At 58.5% G+C, this 15239-nt stretch carries 15 protein-coding genes and 1 other RNA gene; 6 read left to right on the top strand and 10 right to left on the bottom strand.

Annotation, left to right across the window (positions count from 1 at the left end; all coding sequences use genetic code 11):
• The first annotated feature begins 186 nt into the window (after window positions 1-186).
• Entirely contained in the window at window positions 187-360 is a 174-nt protein-coding gene (locus ACLTXB_RS17260; RefSeq protein WP_428227806.1) for a hypothetical protein, read from the top strand.
• 157 nt (window positions 361-517) lie between these two features.
• On the opposite strand, the gene ACLTXB_RS17265 is transcribed toward ACLTXB_RS17260, so the two are convergent.
• From ACLTXB_RS17265 to smpB, 4 genes are all read right to left on the bottom strand, one after another.
• Window positions 518-1846: a hypothetical protein gene (locus tag ACLTXB_RS17265; protein ID WP_428227807.1), complete on the bottom strand. Its 1329-nt coding sequence runs from the start codon at window positions 1844-1846 to the stop codon at window positions 518-520.
• Window positions 1847-2035: 189 nt separating this feature from the next.
• Window positions 2036-2403, bottom strand: a transfer-messenger RNA (tmRNA) gene (gene ssrA / locus ACLTXB_RS17270).
• A 240-nt stretch (window positions 2404-2643) separates the two neighbouring features.
• Complete coding sequence (locus tag ACLTXB_RS17275; protein WP_110441942.1) at window positions 2644-3165, bottom strand: peptidylprolyl isomerase; 522 nt, start codon at window positions 3163-3165, stop codon at window positions 2644-2646.
• Between the two features lie 43 nt (window positions 3166-3208).
• Entirely contained in the window at window positions 3209-3676 is a 468-nt protein-coding gene (smpB, locus tag ACLTXB_RS17280) for an SsrA-binding protein SmpB (RefSeq protein ID WP_008981314.1), read from the bottom strand.
• A gap of 159 nt (window positions 3677-3835) precedes the next feature.
• On the opposite strand from smpB, the gene ACLTXB_RS17285 reads away from it, so the two are divergent.
• Window positions 3836-4303, top strand: coding sequence for a MarR family winged helix-turn-helix transcriptional regulator (locus ACLTXB_RS17285; protein WP_302668662.1), 468 nt, complete (start codon window positions 3836-3838; stop codon window positions 4301-4303).
• A gap of 9 nt (window positions 4304-4312) precedes the next feature.
• On the top strand, window positions 4313-5644 hold the full coding sequence (locus ACLTXB_RS17290; protein ID WP_151076389.1) for an MATE family efflux transporter: 1332 nt from the start codon (window positions 4313-4315) through the stop codon (window positions 5642-5644).
• A gap of 48 nt (window positions 5645-5692) precedes the next feature.
• Here the strand turns inward: ACLTXB_RS17290 and ACLTXB_RS17295 are convergent, their stop codons facing one another.
• Genes ACLTXB_RS17295 through ACLTXB_RS17305 form a run of 3 tightly spaced genes read right to left on the bottom strand, consistent with a single transcriptional unit; the run spans window position 5693 to window position 8740 of the window.
• The gene (locus ACLTXB_RS17295) at window positions 5693-6481 is read right to left on the bottom strand and encodes an NYN domain-containing protein (protein ID WP_020989819.1); all 789 of its coding nucleotides are present in this window, start codon (window positions 6479-6481) and stop codon (window positions 5693-5695) included.
• Window positions 6468-7160 (bottom strand): thiamine diphosphokinase, encoded by a 693-nt coding sequence (locus ACLTXB_RS17300; RefSeq protein WP_235397074.1) that lies wholly within the window; start codon window positions 7158-7160, stop codon window positions 6468-6470. The genes ACLTXB_RS17295 and ACLTXB_RS17300 overlap by 14 nt, the downstream gene beginning before the upstream one ends.
• A gap of 50 nt (window positions 7161-7210) precedes the next feature.
• Window positions 7211-8740, bottom strand: coding sequence for a hypothetical protein (locus ACLTXB_RS17305; protein ID WP_428227808.1), 1530 nt, complete (start codon window positions 8738-8740; stop codon window positions 7211-7213).
• A 184-nt stretch (window positions 8741-8924) separates the two neighbouring features.
• Here ACLTXB_RS17305 and ACLTXB_RS17310 point away from each other — a divergent pair, with 184 nt between their 5' ends.
• From ACLTXB_RS17310 to ACLTXB_RS17320, 3 genes are read left to right on the top strand one after another with little or no spacing between them, the layout of a single operon-like run.
• The gene (locus tag ACLTXB_RS17310; protein ID WP_428227809.1) at window positions 8925-10061 is read left to right on the top strand and encodes a cysteine desulfurase family protein; all 1137 of its coding nucleotides are present in this window, start codon (window positions 8925-8927) and stop codon (window positions 10059-10061) included.
• Between the two features lie 28 nt (window positions 10062-10089).
• Complete coding sequence (locus ACLTXB_RS17315) at window positions 10090-11478, top strand: MATE family efflux transporter (RefSeq protein ID WP_428227810.1); 1389 nt, start codon at window positions 10090-10092, stop codon at window positions 11476-11478.
• A 15-nt stretch (window positions 11479-11493) separates the two neighbouring features.
• Window positions 11494-12336: an MBL fold metallo-hydrolase gene (locus ACLTXB_RS17320; RefSeq protein ID WP_428227811.1), complete on the top strand. Its 843-nt coding sequence runs from the start codon at window positions 11494-11496 to the stop codon at window positions 12334-12336.
• A gap of 65 nt (window positions 12337-12401) precedes the next feature.
• Here ACLTXB_RS17320 and ACLTXB_RS17325 read toward each other — a convergent pair whose 3' ends face one another.
• From ACLTXB_RS17325 to ACLTXB_RS17335, 3 genes are all read right to left on the bottom strand, one after another.
• Complete coding sequence (locus ACLTXB_RS17325) at window positions 12402-13070, bottom strand: hypothetical protein (RefSeq protein ID WP_428227812.1); 669 nt, start codon at window positions 13068-13070, stop codon at window positions 12402-12404.
• A gap of 275 nt (window positions 13071-13345) precedes the next feature.
• Entirely contained in the window at window positions 13346-14509 is a 1164-nt protein-coding gene (dnaJ, locus tag ACLTXB_RS17330; protein ID WP_008981304.1) for a molecular chaperone DnaJ, read from the bottom strand.
• A gap of 213 nt (window positions 14510-14722) precedes the next feature.
• Window positions 14723-15239, bottom strand: a 517-nt coding sequence (locus ACLTXB_RS17335; protein ID WP_428227813.1) for an Hsp70 family protein, incomplete at its 5' end; no start/stop codon positions are given.

A 15239-nucleotide genomic window follows, 5' to 3' on the forward strand; every position in this document is an offset into this window, starting at 1 on the left:
TTTTCCGGTGAAAACCCCGGAAGGGAAGGGATGGGAAAGGAGCTCTATGAGAATATTCTCAGGTTTTGAAATTATCTATTTCCCCTCTGTGTATGGGAACGATCTTTGGCAGCTGTGCATCGCCGGAAAGGAGTGTGAGATGGGCTGAATTGAGCCGAAAAGGTTTTGCTGTTGGGGAAATACACTATGGCCAGCCAGGAAAAACGTCAGAATCCATACGAGATCGAACTGCCACAGTCCATTATTGATTCCTTCGCCCGATTTCTCGTGCCCGAAATTCAGAAATTCTACGCCAGCGAACAGGGACAAAAGGAGTTGGAGGAATGGAAAAAGAAGTATCCTAATCAAAGCGAGGAGTGATGTGAAGTTCAACGACGATATGCAAAAGGATGCCCTAGTTTGGGGCATCCTTTTTTGTCACCGTACGGGGGAAGAATGTTTTGCTCAAAGGGCATTTTTCCTGTTTCTGGAAACAAGAAAAAATCTTATCCATTTAGCTGCGCCGCACTTGTTAAGATTATTTGGTGGCCGAATCACTCTTATTATTGCTGAAATTCAATCGCTCCTTAAATTCATCAGAACGAATTATTTTAAGAATTTCATCTGCCAATAATTGTGTCTTTCCATACGGCGTCTTTTCTTTCAGAAACACTTCTAATAGCTCGATTAGCTTCGGATCAAACGGGTAAGCAGAATTTACATCTATTCCATTTCTTTGCAGGTAATCAATCCACTCTGGCCGAAGAGATGTAACCAAAGTAATAGTCGTATGGATCTGCTCAACCAGCATACCAAGATTATCTACAATCGTATTGATGTCGAAAATCAACTTTTTATCAGAGGCATATAATACTGATGCCTCATACCGGCAAGCACGCATATTCTTCAGTGCATCTGTCAAAACATTCACATAGGCGTAGGGGTTTTGGCTCATCATAGTGATTGCAGGGCTGTGGGGGTCACTTAATATGCCTTCTATAGTAGCAATTTGTTGAACAACCTTAATTTGATGCTCTGCTATTGTTTTCTCGTCAACCGTAGGCGCTTGGACCTCAAGTGTCTTTTGGTAATATTGCGCCTGATCATCCATCAGTTGAAAAGTCGATTGAAGCTTATCTTCTTTCTTCTGAAGATAAAAAAGTTGATGAATTGCCAAAGTAGTGTATTGGATCACATTATTGAGTTGCCAACTTATTTGGTTGAGTGTCAAGCGTAAATCCTCTTCTGAGCAACTTCTTGCCTCATCTAAAAGCGGGCTGTCTAGTCCAGTCGAAGACTGTGCTGCATTTTTTACAGCGTCATTTATTTCCCAATGTCCATATTTTACCTGCAATTTATTACTTAGCTGAATCAATCCTTGTGCTACTTCATGGCATTTGCATAATAGCGCATTATACGAAGCCACCTGGCTATGCTTGAATAAAAACTGCATTGATGCCGGCTGTATTGCTTGCTGTTGAGTCTCAATAAACGAAACTATAGTTGAAACACCTGTGAAAGTAGCTTTTTCGTTTTTTGAAAGGATTCCATTCTCTAAAATTTTATTGGCCTCACTAAGCTGTACAAAGGCGGTTTTGGATTTTGTATACACATGAATCAAATACTGCTCAGATTTATTCAGATACGCTTCTTTATCCACACCATAAATAATTCCTGCTGATACTGCTGCAAGTGCAGCACTTCCGAAAATTCCAAACGCTGTATTTTGCAGCGTAACCCAAGAAATTCCAAATAAATATATCTGCGAGGTATCCTTAAAATATTCCGCCCCCATAAGCAAGGCAATAACGAGAGAGATCGCAGAAATTACAGATGTGATTTTTATAGTTTTAATTGAAACTTTCATAAGTTTTTCTTATCCTCCGAGTTTCAATATGTTATGCACAATTTATCTTGACTAAATAATACATAATCCACTAAAAATAGTAAAGAAGAGAGTGGCAAGTGCCACTCTCTTCTTTCTGTTTTGACATCACAGCCACACCCTTACGGCAAAGCCGCCTTTGAAAAAGTAGGTGTTCGTGTAATGTCCATCTGGTGGAGGCGGGGGGAGTCGAACCCCCGTCCGAAAACTCTTCCATGGGAACTTCTCCGGGCGCAGACGGTTATTGCGGAGGTCTTGCTCCTCCTGTTCCCCTCTCCCCAGGCAAGCCGTCACGCCTGAGGGTCAGGTAAGCTTCATCATGCATGGCCGGCGCAAAGCTTTGCCGGCGCACGTGCACCACTAAACGACGCCTGATTCCGGCTCGTGGTCCTTCCGGGTCAGACGGCCGCCTTTAATTAGGCAGCGTAAGCGTAATTATCGTTGTTCTTTAATTTATAAAGAATGCCCGTTTTAAGGTGGCCAGGCGCCACCGCCCGCTATTCCCACTTCCGCGTCCCCGTCGAAACCGGTACGCCCCCTCGTCGAGACAAAGTCCGCTCTATTCGGAACACCCGCCAAAGGCGGCTATTCCTCACGCCGCTCCCTTGCCTCTCCTCTCCAAATCGAACCCGCTGGCGCTGGGCTTCGATTTGGTTTTGGCGGACTGGGAAATTGCAGCGTCTCCCGGCGGACTTCACTTTGCAGCTTTGCTGCTGTAACGGGAGAATGAGGTGGGAACTTCTCCTCCCCCGAGGGGGAGGAGAAGATTCCGTTTTAAATTAGACTTTTTCAGGCTCGGGATAGTCCACGCCGAAGGTCTCCACGGTGACCTTCTTCATGCGCTGAGGCTGACGGGGCTTGTCGTTCCAGTCCCGCTTGGTGGACACGATGGCGTCGGCCACCTCCATACCCTCGATAACCTTGCCAAAGGAGGCATACTGGCCATCCAGGTGGGGAGCCTGCTCCACCATGATGAAGAACTGGCTGCCCGCGGAGTCGGGAGCCATGGTCCGGGCCATGGACAGCACGCCCCGGTCGTGGCGCAGCTCGTTGGGGAAGCGGTTCTGGGTGAACTCGCCCTTGATGGAGTAGCCGGGGCCGCCCATGCCGGTGCCGTCAGGGCAGCCGCCCTGGATCATAAAGCCGGGGATGACCCGGTGGAAGATCAGGCCGTCATAGTAGCCCTTCTGAATGAGGCTGATGAAGTTGTTGACGGTGTTGGGAGCCACCTCGGGGTACAGCTCGGCCTTCATGATGCCGCCGTCCTCCATCTCGATGGTAACGATAGGATTCTGTGCCATTGGAAACACTCCTTTTCAGCGGAGAGACGCCTCCGCAAACTCTTTAATACCGGGTATTCCGGGATTTCATGGTGCGGTCCATCTCCCGCTTGGCGTCCCGCCGGGCGGCGGATTCCCGCTTGTCATAGAGCTTCTTACCCTTGGCCAGGCCAATTTCCAGCTTGACCCGGGGGCCTTTGAAGTAGACGCTCAGGGGGATGAGGGAGTAGCCGTCCTGCTTGATATGGGCAAACAGGCGCATGATCTCTCGCTTGTGCATCAGCAGCCGGCGCTGGCGAAGAGGATCCTTGTTGAAGATATTCCCCTTCTCATAGGGGCTGATGTGCATCCCGATGACCGACATCTGCCCGTCCTTGATGTGGCAGAAGGAGTCCTTCAGGTTCACATGGCCCTGGCGGATGGACTTGACCTCGGTGCCCGCAAGCTCGATGCCGGCCTCATATTTCTCTTCAATGAAGTAGTCGTGGTAGGCCTTGCTGTTCTTGGCCACCACCTTGACCGACTCTGCCATAGGGCACCTCCTTTCCGGAAAACCATAGATGAATGGTAAATTAGTATACCATGTTTTCTTATAAAAAGCAAGGTGGAGCTGCCCCTTGACAACCGTCCGAAATCAGACTATACTGGTATGGCAATATTAAGTCCGATTTCGGACTATTTGGAGGCTGCCATGTCTGAACTCACCTTCTCCGAGTTTATCCGCCGCTACAACAGTCTATACAAGGCCAACAATGAAATCTACCACCGTCTGGCCCGGCACTTTGGACTGTCCGACACCGCCTTTTGGATCCTCTACACCCTGCGGGAGCAGGGTGGCTGTGTCAGTCAAAGTCAGCTGTGCGGAGAGCTGTTTCTCAGCAAGCAGACCATTCACTCCGCCCTCAAGCAGCTGGAGCAGGGCGGTTTTCTCCAACTGGAGAACGTCCCCAACAACCGGAAAAACAAGCTGGTGCGGGTCACATCTCAGGGAGAGCAGCTTCTCTGCCAAGTGACCGACCCGGTGTTTGCCATGGAGGAGCGGGCTTTTCTGCGCCTCTCCCCTCATCAGCGTCAGGCTCTGCTGGATCTGGATGAGGCTCTGCTGGACGCCCTGCGGCAGGAATCCACCCTGATTCTCGATCCGCCCAAGACACCCTAAGGAGTTTTTATGAAAATCAAATTATCCGACCACTTCACCTACAACCGATTATTGCGCTTCACACTACCCTCGGTAGTCATGATGGTGGTGGCCTCCATCTACAGCGTGGTGGACGGCCTGTTTGTGTCCAATCTGGTGGGCGACCTGGCCCTGTCCGCCGTCAATATCATCTTTCCAGTCACCATGATCATTGGCGCCTTTGGCTTTATGCTGGGAACCGGCGGCAGCGCCATTGTAGCCCGCACGTTGGGCGAGGGCCGCAAGGAGCTGGCCCAGGAGTACTTCTCCATGCTCATCTACACGGTGCTGGTGGTGGGCGGTATCCTGTCCGTGGTCAGCGTGGTTTTGACCGAGCCCATCGCCCGGCTGGCCGGCGCCAGCGACCTGCTCATTGACGACTGCGTGGCCTACGGCCGGATCATGCTGGCAGGCAGCGTGGTCTTTATGCTCCAGGTCCTCTTTCAGAGCTTCTTTGTGGTGGCCGAGCGGCCTCAGCTGGGGCTGTTTTTCTCGGTAGCTGCGGGCGTGACCAACATGGGACTGGACTATGTGTTCATCGCCCTGATGGATCTGGGCATCGCAGGGGCCGCCCTGGCCACGGTGGCGGGCTACTGTGTGGGCGGCGTGATTCCTCTGATCTACTTTCTCACCGGGGAGCGCTCCGGCCTGCGCTTAGGTAAGACCAAGCTGTACGGCAGGCAGCTGCTCCAGGCCTGTGCCAACGGCTCCTCGGAGCTGATGAGCAACATCTCCTCCTCCATCGTCAGCATTCTCTACAATCTCCAGCTGATGCGCCTGATTGGAGAGACGGGCGTGGCCGCCTATTCCGTGATGATGTACGTGGACTTTGTCTTTATCGCCGCCTTCCTGGGCTTCTCCGTGGGCAGCGCCCCCATTGTCAGCTTCCATTACGGGGCAGACAACCGCAGCGAGCTAAAAAGCGTCTTTCGGAAAAGCGCCGTCATCATCGGGGTGACCGCTGTGGTGATGGTCACCGCCTCGGAGCTGCTCAGCCATCCCCTCTCCTCCGCCTTTGTGGGCTACGACCCGGAGCTGCTGGAGCTGACGGTACACGGCTTTCGTCTGTTTGCCCTGAACTACCTGTTCTGCGGCGTGAACATCTATGCCTCTGCCTTCTTCACCGCACTATGTAACGGCCTTATTTCCGCCCTCATCTCCTTTGCCCGCACTCTGCTGCTGCGGGGCGGGATGGTCCTGCTGCTGCCTCTGCTCTGGGGCCTGGACGGCATCTGGTGGGCGGTGGTTGCCGCCGAGGGACTGGCTGTTCTGGTCTCTCTGGCTTTCCTGATCTCCCAGCGCAAGCGCTACCATTACGCATAAAAAACAGCGCGTTCCGGAGCGGAACGCGCTGTTTTTCAATCCAATTTGTTATTTATCCGCACAGATATCCCGCACGTAATATTCCACATTCTCTTCCCCCTGGGGAACGATCTGGAAGCGGTCCAGGGCGCGGATCAGTTTGGACAGCTTGGAGAAGCCGTAGTTGCGGGGATCAAAGTCGGGCTGCTTTTTCAGCAGGAGGTTGCCCAGCTTGCCCATATGGGCCAGCCCGTCCTCCTCGCACAGGTCCTCCACCGACTCGGCGATGAGCTCCACGATCTCCTCCGGGGCAGGACTGCTGGAGGTCTGGCACTTCTTGTTCTCCTTCTTGGCCGTCTTCTTGGCCTGGGCCTCCTCCTTCTTTTTGGCGGCCTCAGCGGCCTGCTTGGCAGCGGCACGGATGACCTCGATATACACAAACTTGTCGCAGGCCACGATAAAAGGTTTCGGCGTTTTTTTCTCCCCCATGCCGTACACCTTCATCCCCGCCTCCCGCAGCCGGGTGGCCAGACGGGTGAAGTCGCTGTCGCTGCTCACCAGCACAAAGCCGTCGCAGGTGCCGGAATAGAGGATGTCCATGGCGTCGATGATCATGGCGGAGTCGGTGGAATTTTTGCCGGTGGTGTAGCTGTACTGCTGGATGGGGGTGATGGCGGTCTCCAGCAGAATGGACTTCCAACTGTTCATATTGGGGCTGGTCCAATCGCCGTAGATGCGCTTGATGGTGGGGGTGCCGTACACCGCCACCTCAGCCATCACGTCCTTCATGGCAGTGCGGGATGCGTTGTCCGCATCGATGAGCACCGCCAGTCGCAGATCCTTCTCACTTTCCGGCATACTCCGCCTCCTCCCGGTCCCACAGCTTGGGCAGCAGGCGGTAGAAGTCCCCCTGCTCCCGCCACAGGGCCAGCAGGGTACCGTCGCCCACCGTGATCTTGGCGGGGGCGTCCACAAACTCGTTGCTTACCCCCAGAGGGAAGTCGGCGGACATGGTGTGGTCATTGAGCTCATACTTCAAATTCTCCAACCGAACCCCCTTGGCCACGCCGCTGGAGCAGAACACGGACAGGAAGCCCTGCAGCCCCTGGGGGAAGGTCATAGACTCGTTGTGCAGGGCGGTTGCCACAGTGCCCTCGCCTGCCAGCACGCCGCGAGCTCCCTGGGTGGTGAGCCAGGCCAGCGACTGGAGGTTGGCCAAGGTGTGCTCCAGCCGTCCACCCACGCCGCCCAGCAGCACGAACCGGCGGTAGCCCCGCTCCAGGCCCTCCCGCAGGGCGTACACCATGTCGGTGTCGTCCTTCATCACCGGCAGCTGGATCACATTGGGGTGGTTGGGCCGGCGGCCCAGAGAGTCAAAGTCACCCACCACCAGATCGGGGGGTGCACCGTAGGCCTCCAGGGCCTCATAGCCCTTGTCGGCGGCGATCAGGAAGTCACCGGCACCCTTTCGGGGGCACAGGGACCAGGATAGGGGCATAGCCCCCACAACATAACACAAACCGGACTTGATTGTCACAGAGAATCCCTTCTTTCATAGGCTGCTTATCATTTTAAACTCCCGCCCGCTCAGGAAAAACGCTGGGCGGCCTGGAGCATCTGTTCCGAGATCTGAGGCCACTGCTCCGCCGAGCCGGGAGGCAGGAAAATAAGCTCCATATCCTCCGGCAGGTGGTAGAAGGCCCGGAAATAGTCTGCCCGTACTTGGGACTGAGGGTTGCGGCCCCAGGAGTAGCTCAAATCCCACCCCTCGGTGGGCAGCATCACACTGGAGTCGCCGTTGGCCACCGCCTGGGCCATCTGGTTCTGGCGGATCCATTCTGCCTGGCCGATCAGACGGTAAGCCCGGACGTGGAAGCCCACACTGAGTGCCAGCGTGACAAGGACAAGGCCCTGAACCCAGCGCTTGGTCTCCATGCCCTTGGCCAGAGACAGCCCCAGCACCAGCAGCGCCGCCGCCGAGGGAAAGACGCACCGGGCGCCGTAGTCCTTCACCACTGCAAAGGGGGCCAGCATTCCAACTGCCGCCAAGAGCAGCAGCAATCGGGCATTTCCCTTCTCTCCCCCCTCCCAGACCACAACGGCCAGAAGGAGAATGAGCTGGATCACCGCGCCTGCCACTCGCACAGGCTGCCAGGGGCACTGCCAGCTGTCCAGCTGGCGTATGTGCTCCATCACAACCCAGCACTGGGCACAGTACAGAGCGGACCACAGGCCCAGCAGGACCTGCCAATACCAACGGACGCCCCGCTGGTGAAGCCGCCACAGGCAGCCCGCCGACACCAGCAGGCACACGCCGGGGTAATACTCAAACAGCCCCGGCAGCACCACGGTGAACAGCCGCTCCGCCACGGTGGCGGCCATAGAACCCAGCCCTTGCCCCGGTTCAAACACCAGACTGCGTACCCCCTCTACCGCGGTACCGCTGGCGGCCAGCTGGCCATACAGGGGATTGCCGAACATGAGCAGCGCGCCCAGCACACAGCCTGCCAACCCCGCCAGGGCAGGCAGCCGCCCTCTCCGTGAGACCAGGGCGTAAGCTCCGGTGACCACTCCCGCTCCGGTCAGAGCCAGGGTCTGGTTTTCCGCAAAGAGCTGACCGGCCAGGCACAAAACAAACAGCGCCCCGGCCAGCGGGAGCGGATGCTCGGATTTTTTGGAAAAGGTCTTCTGCCACAGCAGCAGCACCCCCAGCATCACCGCCGCACCCGCCACAAAGTTGGCAAAGGCGGACACCCAGCCAAAGGTCTGCTGCCAGGATACCATGGGCATGGAAAACAGGGCCGCACCCCCGGCCGCGGTCCATACGGCTCGCTCCCCCGCATCTTCTGTGGTCAGGCGGGCCGCCAGCCACGGGATCAGGAACATACCTGCGCCCATCACCAGCGTTTTCATGAGCTGCGAGCGGGTCATGGCCAGCACCAGAGCGGTGCCCCCATAGCGGCTGTTGAGCCCCGCGGTCACCAGCCGCTCCACCCCCACGGGCAGGCCCCAGTCCCAGTCGTCGTGGGTATAGGGGACCTTCCAGGCGATATACAGGCAGGCGGCCAGAAAAACGGCCAAAACGGCCCACCGGGCTGCGTTTTTTCCACGTGACAAGGGGGCTCCTCCTCCCGACCCGGGAGTTCCCAGATCCCGACCCGTTTTCGTTTCCAAATCCGATTTTTATTATAATACAATCCGGCTTTTCTTTGCAAGGGGAGCGGGGCGGGAATGCCTTGACTTTCCCCGCTCCAGGCCATAGAATATTCTTACTTTTTCCATATCTTACGAGGTGAATTTCATGCACTATTTAGATAACGCGGCCACCACGCCGGTACGTCCGGAGGCGGTACAGGCCGCGGTGCAGGCCATGACCGAGGGGTGGGGCAACCCCTCCTCCCGCTACGCCCTGGGCAGCCAGGCTGCCGCCGGGGTGAAGGAGCACCGCGCCCAGGTAGCGAAAGCTCTGGGCTGCGCCCCGGAGGAGCTCTATTTTACCTCCTGCGGCAGCGAGGGAGATAACTGGGCCATCCGCGGCGCGGTGGAGCTTGGCCGCCGCAAAGGCAAGCATATCATCACCACCGCCATCGAGCACTCCGCCGTGCTGGAGCCCTGCCGGGCGCTGGAGCGGGAGCGCTATGAGGTCACCTACCTCGCCCCCAACGCCGACGGCCAGGTGTCCATGGAGGACGTGAAGGCCGCCCTGCGCCCAGACACAGTGCTGGTATCCATGATGCTGGTCAATAACGAGCTGGGCACCCTCCAGCCGGTGGCCGAGACCGCCAGGGCCATCCGTGCCGCAGGCTGTCCGGCCCTGCTGCACTGTGACGCGGTCCAGGGATTTTTGAAGGTGCCCTTCACCCCCAAGGCTTTGGGGGTGGACCTGCTCACCATCAGCGGCCACAAGATCCACGCTCCCAAGGGCGTGGGCGCCCTGTACATCCGCAAGGGACTGCGCTTCCCGCCCCTCATCCGTGGCGGCGGACAGGAGGAGGGGCTGCGCTCGGGCACCGAGGCCACCGCCCAGATTACCGCCTTTGCCGCCGCCGCTCAGGCGGGCAAGGCAACTCTGTCCGCTGACCTGGAACACATGGCCGCCCTGAAAGCCGACCTGGCCCGCCGCCTGCCTCAGGAGGTCCCCGGCGCTAAGGTGGTCCTCCAGGGACAGGCCCCCCACATTCTGCCCATCACCCTCCCCGGCTATAAGAGCGAGGTCATCGTGCGTTTTCTCAGCGACCGGGGGATCTGCGTCTCCTCCGGCTCCGCCTGCCACAAGGGAAAGCCCAGCCACGTGTATGCCGCCCTGAAGCTGCCCAAAAAGGAGCTGGACGGCGTGCTGCGCATCAGCTTCTCCTACGACACCACACCCCAGGACATTGACGCCCTGCTGGAAGGTCTGAAGGCCGCCCAGGAGCAGCTATTTACCAGCTTGTCCTAATCACCACATTCAAGGAGGTTCCACCCCCATGTTTTCCTACCTGCGCCGCGGCCCCGGCTTCTACCGCCGGGTGGGCGGTCTGGCAGTGCCCATTATTCTGCAAAACCTCATTACCAGCACCCTGGCCATGGCCGACACCTTCATGGTGGGCATGCTGGGCGAGGTACCTATGGCGGCCGTCACCCTGGCCAATATCCCCCTGTTTGTCATGCAGCTGTTCTTCTTTGGCGTACAGAGCGGCTCGGCGGTGCTCATTAGCCAGTACTGGGGCCGCCAGGACCGGCAGTCCATCAACCGGGTGGTTGGCGTGGCCCTGTGGGCGGTCAATCTGGTGTCTATCACCTTTGCCCTGGTGCTGCTGCTCATCCCCGTGCCCTTTTTGAGCCTGTTCGGCAACCAGCGGGAGGTCATCCTGCTGGCAGCAGACTACGGCCGGATCATCGGCCTGTCCTATGTGCTCAACGGCGTCACCCTGGTCTATGTAGCCGCCTGGCGCAGCATGGAGCGCCCCGGCATCGGTATGTACATTCTGGCTGCCTCCATGGGCACCAACACCTTTTTAAACTGGGTGCTCATCTTCGGCAAGCTGGGCGCTCCCGCCCTGGGCGTCACCGGCGCGGCCATCGCCACCCTCATCGCCCGGGTGGTGGAGATCGTCATTGTGGTGGTACACGCCCGGCGCTCCCGGGTGTTCCGCCTGGACCTGGGGCTGTTGCTGCGCCCGGGCCTGAGGACCGTCAAGCAGTTTTTCCGCTACGGCTCCCCCGTGGTATGCAACGAGACCATGTGGGGTCTGGGCACCGCCATCTTCCCCACTATCATGGGCCACATGGCAGGCAGCACGGAAATTCTGGCCGCTTACACCATAGCCGGCAACGTAGAAAAGCTGTGTATGGTGGTGGCCTTCGGCATCTCGGGCACCGCCTCCATCATCATCGGCCGGGAGATCGGCGCGGGCCGATCGGACACCGTCTATCAGGTGGGACTGGCCCTTAACACCCTGGCGGCAGCGGGAGGCACCATTCTGGGAGCCGGTCTGCTGGCCTTCACACATCTGTCCGCCCCGGCCTGGTTCTTCCCCCTGTTCCACCTCTCCCCCGCGGCCTGCTCCGCCGCCACCATTATGATGACGGTCCAAGCCTGCATCATGCCCATGCGGGACTTTAACAACTGCAACATCGTAGGCGTCCTTCGGGGCGGCGGCGATGTGAAGGTGGCCACCATGATCGACCTGTGTCCCCTGTGGCTGTGCGCCATCCCCCTGGCCGCGCTGGCCGGGCTGGTGCTCCAGCTCAATATCCTGTGGGTCTACCTGGCCATGAGTACCGAGCAGCTGGTCAAATGTATCGCCGGCGTGGTTCGTCTGCGCACCGGCAAATGGATCCACGATCTCACCCGTCCCCAGACCATTGAATGAAAGGAGCGCATCCCCATGAAGGTAACCGTCTTGGTAGAAAACACTGCCCCGCAAGACAGCGGGCTCACCCCAGAGCACGGCCTGTCCCTGTACATCCAGTACCGGGAGCATAACATCCTGCTGGACGCCGGCTGTTCCCAGGCCTTTGCCCAAAATGCTAAGGCTCTGGGGGTAGACCTCAAGCAGGTGGACCTGGCTGTCCTCTCCCACGGCCACTTCGACCACGCAGACGGTCTGCGCTACTTTTTGGAGGAAAACCCCACCTGCAAGGTGTACGCCCGGCCTCAGGCCGGCGGTCCCTATTTCTCCACCTCCACCGGCTCTCCCCGCTTTATCGGTATCCACCGGGATATCTGGGAGGGCCACCCGGACCGCTTTGACTGTGGGGAGGGGGTGCGCCAGCCTGTTCCCGGCATGTGGCTGGTACCTGAGACCGTCCACGGCGGTCCCTTCGCCAGCCAGGAGACCAATCTGCTGCGCAAGCTGGGTCCCGACCAGTTTGTCCAGGACGACTTCATCCATGAGCACTCCCTGGTGCTGGAGGGGGAGGACGGCCTGGTGGTCTTTAACTCCTGCTCTCACGGGGGCATCGTCAACATCGTCCAGGGGGTACAGGAGGCCCTGAACCGGCAGGTCACCACGGTGGTGGGCGGCCTGCACATGTTCAGCACCAGCACCCTCTCCGGCCTCAACTGTCCCCCCGAGTACCCCGGCCAAGTTGCCCGGGCACTGAAAGAACAGGGGGTACGGCGGGTATACACCGGCCACTGTACCGGTGAGACCGCCCTGGCTCTGCTCCGGGAGGAACTGGGGGATGCTCTCATCCCCCTTACCTGCGGGTTGACCTTCTCCCTGTAAGTTCCTATAAATATCACACGCGGCGTGCCTGTTACAAAGGCACGCCGCGTTTTTTTGCACATGATTTAATTCCCCTGTGGAAACTGCTCATAGGGCTGGGTGGAGGAGATGGTCCATCCGGAGTTGATGAGCACCAGATCCTTGCCGTCCGGCCCGCAGTAGTAGACGTCCACGCTGTCCGGATCGCCCTGGCCCGGAACCACCGCCCAGTTCTGCAGGGTCTTTTTCACGCTGTCCAGAATGGTCTGGTCCAGCTGGTAGCTGTCATAGACGTGGAACTCCTCCTTCTGCTCCTGAGGCGGTCCGGAGAAGAGGGCACAGGTCTCCCCAAAGCTGACGGTGATCCCACCTTTCCCGGTGGTGATCTCCCCTGCCAGGTCCAGGTTCCAGCCGGTGAGCTGGGCCATCTCGGCCACTACGCCCTCCGCCGGGACCATGCCCTGTTCATTCAGCGTACCCTCGTAGGGCTCCTGGTACTGCTGAAATTGGTCGTCCATACCAATATAGAGCGTCACCATCTGTGCTCCTTCTCCCTGGCTGGACTTCTCTTCAGGCTGGATCTCTGAGATATCCGCCTGGGCACCCTGGCTCTGGTACGGATTTACCGAGCTGTCCAGGCTGCTGGATTGGTTCCCGTCGGCGCTCTGGACGCTCTGCACACCGGACTGCGCGTGACAGCCCCCCAAGGTCAGCAGCAGCGCCCCGGCACATAAGATCAAGGGCAGATTCTTCATACGTTGGCTCCTTTTTATGTAAATGGATCTGCACCCACAACAGCAGTACACAAAGAAAAGCCAGACCTCCGGCTTCTCTGGTTTTGGTCTGAGCATGGAATACGTCATCTTGGCTAGAGAGCATTGTACGAAACGAACGCCTGTCCCGTCAAGAATTTCCCCTCATTGTTTGCATTGTGTTAAAAAAATGTTCATAATTACAAAAAAGCGCCCTCCCCGCGGTCCACACCCGTCTGGAGAAAGGCGCTTTCAAATGTCCGGCCGATGGCCAAACCTTATTTTTTCTTCTTGTGCTTATCAAAAAAGCCCTTCAGGCCGCTCTCTTCCGGCACATTCTCCCCCATGGCCTGAGCAAAGGCCCGCAGGGCCTCCTTCTGCTCGGCGTTCATGGAGGTGGGCACCTGGACCCGGATGGTGACATACTGGTCGCCCCGGCCCCGGCCCCGCAGCTCGGGGATACCCTTGCCCCGCAAACGGAAGGTGGTGCCGGTCTGGGTTCCAGCAGGCAGGGTGTACTTCACCTTGCCGTCGATGGTGGGGATCTCCAGTTCGGCGCCCATGGCCGCCTGGAAGAAGGTCACCGGCTGCTCATAGAGCACGGTGGTGCCGTCGCGGCGGAACTGGGGATGGGGCTTGACCCGCACGCCCACAATGAGGTCGCCGGCGGGACCGCCATTTTTGCCGGCGTTGCCCTGGCCCCGCAGGGAGACGGCCTGGCCGTCATCGATGCCGGCGGGGATGGTAACGGTGATGCGCTTGCTCTTCTTTACGCTGCCGCTGCCTCCACAGCTCTTACAGGGACTGTGAATAATTTTGCCGGTGCCCCGGCAGCGGGTACAGGCCGCGGTGCTGGAGAAGGCGAAGCCGCCGGTGCGCTGCTGCACCCGGACCACGCCGGTGCCCCGGCAGTCGGGGCAGGTCTCGGCCGTGGTGCCCGGCTGGCAGCCGGAGCCGTGGCATTCGTCGCACTCCTCGGTGCGGTTGAGGTTGATCTCCTTCTCGCAGCCGAAGGCGGCCTCTTCAAAGGTAATGGTCAGATTGGCCCGCAGGCTCTCCCCCTTCTGGGGACCGTTGCGCCGGGCTCCGCCGCCGCCAAAGCCGCCGAACCCACCGCCGCCAAAGAAGGAGCCGAAGATATCACCCAGGTCAATATCTCCCATGTCAAAGCCGCCGAAGCCGCCGCCGGGACCACCTGCGCCATAGTTGGGGTCTACTCCCGCATGGCCAAACTGGTCATACCGGGCACGCTTCTGCTCGTCGGACAGGACGCTGTAAGCCTCGTTCACTTCCTTGAACTTGGCCTCTGCCTCCTTGTCGCCGGGGTTCATGTCGGGGTGATATTTTTTGGCCAACTTCCGGTAGGCCTTTTTAATCTCATCGTCGGAGGCGCCTTTGCTTACGCCCAGCACCTCGTAATAATCTCGTTTCTGTTCTGGCATATGGTTCACCAACTTTACAAGTGGAGTTATGAACATGGGAAATGGCGGGGGCATCCCCCGCCTTTCCCTTCATTCTCACGCTGCGGATTGGGCACACAACCGGGTCGCTTTCACTCCGTCTCCGGACGCAAACAGCCGTATTCCATCCGGCTTGGTTTGCATCCGTCGCTGCGCTCCAAGCTCCCCTGTGTGCCTATCCTTCGCGCTTATTTCTTACTTCTTGTCGTCGTCCACGACAGTGTAGTCCGCATCCACTACGTCATCGCCGCCGTTGCTGCCGCCGGCCTGGCCGCCGACGAAGTTGGCGCCGCCCATGTCAGGGCCGGGACCAGCCTGGCCGCCCTGCTGCTGGTAGAGCTTCTCGCTGACGGCGTAGAAAGCCTTCTGCAGCTCCTCGGTGGCGTTCTTGATAGCCTCGGTGTCAGAGCCCTTCAGGGTCTCCTTCAGCTTGCCCAGAGCGCTCTCGATGTTGGAGCGGTCGCCGGCGTCCATCTTGCCGCCCATCTCCTCCAGGGCCTTCTCGGTCTGGAAGACCATCTGGTCGGCCTGGTTGCGGGTATCGGCAGCCTCGCGCTGCTTCTTGTCCTCAGCGGCAAACTGCTCAGCCTCACGCACGGCCTTGTCGATGTCGTCCTTGGACATGTTAGTGGAGGAGGTGATGGTGATGTGCTGCTCCTTGCCGGTGCCCAGGTCCTTGGCGGACACGTTCACGATGCCGTTGGCGTCGATG

The sequence above is a fragment of the Flintibacter sp. genome, assembly GCF_046973065.1.

What these genes read in the sequence shown, in the direction of transcription:
- ACLTXB_RS17260 (WP_428227806.1), top strand. Translation starts at nt 187, where the DNA reads ATGGCCAGCCAGGAAAAACGTCAGAATCCATACGAGATCGAACTGCCA.
- ACLTXB_RS17295 (WP_020989819.1), bottom strand. Translation starts at nt 6,481, where the DNA reads ATGCCGGAAAGTGAGAAGGATCTGCGACTGGCGGTGCTCATCGATGCG.
- ACLTXB_RS17285 (WP_302668662.1), top strand. Translation starts at nt 3,836, where the DNA reads ATGTCTGAACTCACCTTCTCCGAGTTTATCCGCCGCTACAACAGTCTA.
- ACLTXB_RS17290 (WP_151076389.1), top strand. Translation starts at nt 4,313, where the DNA reads ATGAAAATCAAATTATCCGACCACTTCACCTACAACCGATTATTGCGC.
- ACLTXB_RS17275 (WP_110441942.1), bottom strand. Translation starts at nt 3,165, where the DNA reads ATGGCACAGAATCCTATCGTTACCATCGAGATGGAGGACGGCGGCATC.
- smpB (WP_008981314.1), bottom strand. Translation starts at nt 3,676, where the DNA reads ATGGCAGAGTCGGTCAAGGTGGTGGCCAAGAACAGCAAGGCCTACCAC.
- ACLTXB_RS17265 (WP_428227807.1), bottom strand. Translation starts at nt 1,846, where the DNA reads ATGAAAGTTTCAATTAAAACTATAAAAATCACATCTGTAATTTCTGCG.
- ACLTXB_RS17325 (WP_428227812.1), bottom strand. Translation starts at nt 13,070, where the DNA reads ATGAAGAATCTGCCCTTGATCTTATGTGCCGGGGCGCTGCTGCTGACC.
- dnaJ (WP_008981304.1), bottom strand. Translation starts at nt 14,509, where the DNA reads ATGCCAGAACAGAAACGAGATTATTACGAGGTGCTGGGCGTAAGCAAA.
- ACLTXB_RS17320 (WP_428227811.1), top strand. Translation starts at nt 11,494, where the DNA reads ATGAAGGTAACCGTCTTGGTAGAAAACACTGCCCCGCAAGACAGCGGG.
- ACLTXB_RS17315 (WP_428227810.1), top strand. Translation starts at nt 10,090, where the DNA reads ATGTTTTCCTACCTGCGCCGCGGCCCCGGCTTCTACCGCCGGGTGGGC.
- ACLTXB_RS17310 (WP_428227809.1), top strand. Translation starts at nt 8,925, where the DNA reads ATGCACTATTTAGATAACGCGGCCACCACGCCGGTACGTCCGGAGGCG.